This is a genomic window from Castellaniella sp., assembly GCF_034007085.1.
Lineage (GTDB): Bacteria > Pseudomonadota > Gammaproteobacteria > Burkholderiales > Burkholderiaceae_B > Castellaniella.
In genome coordinates this window covers 1-3,153 of record NZ_JAVERO010000193.1, presented here as the reverse complement: position 1 = coordinate 3,153, position 3,153 = coordinate 1, and the positions used below count along the sequence as shown (strand labels likewise).

The following is a 3,153-nucleotide window of genomic DNA, read 5'->3' as shown; positions in this document are numbered from 1 at the left end:
CGCTGGCGCTGGCCGCGCCAATGCCGGTCTGGCTGCGCACGGTCAAGGCCTCGAAGGCATCGCGTTCCTGGGCCGCGCGGGCACTGCGATCCAGGGTCGAGAACAGCCAGATCGAGAAGAAGGCCAGCGGAATGGACAGGATGCCAGGGTTGGGGAACGGCGTGATGGGTTCTGCAAAGCCGAATACATCCACCCACACCGTGCTGCTCAGAAGCACCCACACCGTGGCCGTCACCAACCCCAGGAAGCCACCGATGGTCGCGCCGCGCGTGGTGCAGCCTCGCCAGGCAATCGACAGCACCAGCACCGGAAAGTTGGCACTGGCCGCAATGGCAAACGCCAGGCCCACCATGAAGGCGACGTTCTGGTTTTCGAAAATGATGCCCAGCAGGATCGCCAGCACGCCCAGCACCACCGTGGAAATCCGCGAAATGCGCATCCGGTCTTTTTCCGTGGCGCGCCCCTTGGCGATGACGTTTGCGTACAAGTCGTGTGAAATGGCGGCGGCTCCGGCCAGGGCCAGACCCGCGACCACCGCCACGATGGTTGCAAACGTGACGGCCGCCAGAAAGCCCAGCAGCAGATTGCCGCCCACGGCATTGGCCAGATGCACCGCCACCATATTGGTGCCCCCGATCAGATTGGACAGCATGTTGAAAGAACCGTCAGGCCCCGTCTGGAAATATTCGGGGTGTTTGACCAGCAAGGCGATGGCGCCGAAACCGATGATGAAGGTCAGCACGTAGAAATAGCCGATGAAGCTGCTGGCATAGATCACGGATTTACGGGCTTCCTTGGCATCGGCCACCGTAAAGAAGCGCATCAGGATATGCGGCAGGCCAGCCGTACCAAAAGCCAGCGCAATCCCCAAGGACAGCACGTTCAGCGGATTGCTGCTGACTGCGGCGCCGGGCTCGAGAATGGCATGGCCGGATGGATGGGTCGCCACGGCCTGGGCCAGAAGATCGTCCACATCCCATTGGAATGCAGCCAGCACCAGGATCGTCATCAGCGAGGCCCCGAACAGCATCAGCACGGCCTTGATGATCTGCACCCAGGTCGTGGCCGTCATGCCGCCAAAGGTGACATAAATCATCATCAGCGAGCCGACAATCACCACGGCCACGTTGTAGTCCAGCCCGAACAGCAGCACGATCAGCTTGCCTGCGCCGACCATCTGCGCGATCAGGTACAGGGCAATGATCAGCAAGGAAGCACTGGCCGCCAGGATGCGCATGGGGTTCTGGGCCAGGCGAAACGAGGTCACGTCGGCAAAGTTGTAGCGTCCCAGATTGCGCAGCCGCTCTGCAATCAGGAACATGACGACCGGCCAGCCGAACATGAAACCGATGGCATAGATCATGCCGTCAAAACCGCTGACGTACACCATGCCCGCAATGCCCAGGAAGGATGCGGCCGACAGATAATCCCCAGCAATGGCCAGGCCGTTCTGGAACCCGGTCAGACCGCCACCTGCCGTATAGAAATCCGAGGTGGTATGGGTGCGGCGGGCAGCCCACCAGGTAATCACCATGGTCCCGGCAATGAAGATCAGGAACATGACAATGGCCGAGGTATTGGCCTGCCCCGGTGCGGCAGCCATCGCATTGCCGCTGGCCATGCTGAACAGGCCCAGGCTCAGAAGCAGTTTTTTCATGTCGCGTCCCTCATGATCTGGGCCAGCAAGGGGTCATAGACCTTGTTGGAGATATAGACGAATGCGGACACGAGGACGACGGCGCTCAGCAGCACGATGACGGCACTGAGCACCCCGATCGTCATGGTCATGGAACCGACGGAACGACTGAACAGTTCGGGATCAAAGGCCAGCGTCAGGATAAAGCCCGCGTACACAATGACCGTCAGGCCAAAGAAGATCAGGCTCATGCGGTTGCGTTTTCGCAGCAGTTCCTGGTAGGCGGGATGTTGGGTGACTGTCGCCACGACAGTATGGGCGGAATTCATTCCTGTGTCTCCTTGTTGGGTTTGATGATTCTGGGCATCGATGCCCTCTGGACACGGTGTGTACAGAGAGCGGGCACCTGGATGGCGCTCTGTGTACAGCATGTATAGAACGAATCATGTTTTCCCGACAGGCGACTTTGGTCGTAGGCGCGGGCAATGCAGCGAGGGTGTTCAGGTCTCGTCGAGCAGTCCTTGTTCGACGGCATACACCGCCACCTGGACCCGGCTGGTGAGGTCGAGTTTTTTCAGGATATTCTGAACGTGGATCTTGACCGTGCTCTCGGACAGATCCAGGTTGCGGGCGATGAGCTTGTTGCTTTCGCCGCGCGCCAGGCACTGGACGATTTCACGTTCGCGCTGGGTCAGCCGATCGCGCTGGCCGCGCCCGCCCACCGCCGGATCAGCGCGGCGCCGGAACTGCTCGATCAGCTTGCCGGTCATTTCGTCGGCAATCGTGGCCTCGCCTGCAGCAACCTTGTGGATTGCAGCCACCAGCACATCGCTGTCAACATTTTTCAGCAGATAACCGCTGGCCCCCGCCTGGAGCGCCTGCCCCAGATCCTCCGCGTCCTCGGAGACGGTCAGCACCAGCACGGCGCAATCGGGCACGTCCTGGATCAGCAATTGCAGCGTTTCCAGCCCCGAAAGCCCCGGCATGTTCAGGTCCAGCAGGATCACGTCGGGCGCCAATTCCCGGGCGCGCTTGATGCCGTCCAGCCCGTCGGCCGCCTCGCCGACGATCTCGAATTCGGGATGCCGCTGCAACAGCAGGCGGATCCCCGTGCGAAACAGGCTATGGTCGTCGATCAGCAGGATTCTGATCATGGTTTTCTCCCGGCGGCAGGACCGAGCCGCACATGGGTTCGTCAGGCCAGCCGACGCTGGTCGGCCGGCAGTTCCAGCACGATCGAAACCCCCTGTCCGGGTGCGGTCAAAACCGTCAGGGTAGCGCCCATGCGCCGCGCGCGTTCCTGCATGATGCGGCGGCCGAAGTGTCCTTCGGGCCGGTCGGCCAGACTGTCAGGATCATAGCCGATCCCATCGTCCGTGATTTCCATGCGGAAATCGGTGCGGTTGCTCAGGTGGATGTCGATCTTGCTGGCCTGGGCGTGCTTGCGCACGTTGGACAGGGCCTCCTGGAGAATGAACAGGGCTTCGAGCTGCTGCACCCGCGTCAAAGGCGCCCCC

General features: G+C 61.4%; 4 protein-coding genes. All 4 read right to left on the bottom strand.

All coding sequences use genetic code 11. The features are described from left to right. The coding region (actP, locus tag RBR29_RS11530; RefSeq protein WP_320349420.1) for a cation/acetate symporter ActP at positions 1 to 1,657 on the bottom strand (1,657 nt) is incomplete at its 3' end. Then, entirely contained in the window at positions 1,654 to 1,965 is a 312-nt protein-coding gene (locus RBR29_RS11525) for a DUF485 domain-containing protein (RefSeq protein WP_320349419.1), read from the bottom strand. The genes actP and RBR29_RS11525, both read right to left, overlap by 4 nt. A gap of 171 nt (positions 1,966 to 2,136) precedes the next feature. Then, positions 2,137 to 2,790 (bottom strand): response regulator transcription factor, encoded by a 654-nt coding sequence (locus RBR29_RS11520; protein WP_320349417.1) that lies wholly within the window; start codon positions 2,788 to 2,790, stop codon positions 2,137 to 2,139. A gap of 41 nt (positions 2,791 to 2,831) precedes the next feature. Beyond that, the coding region (locus tag RBR29_RS11515) for an ATP-binding protein (protein ID WP_320349416.1) at positions 2,832 to 3,153 on the bottom strand (322 nt) is incomplete at its 5' end.

What these genes read in the sequence shown, in the direction of transcription:
- RBR29_RS11525 (WP_320349419.1), bottom strand. Translation starts at nt 1,965, where the DNA reads ATGAATTCCGCCCATACTGTCGTGGCGACAGTCACCCAACATCCCGCC.
- RBR29_RS11520 (WP_320349417.1), bottom strand. Translation starts at nt 2,790, where the DNA reads ATGATCAGAATCCTGCTGATCGACGACCATAGCCTGTTTCGCACGGGG.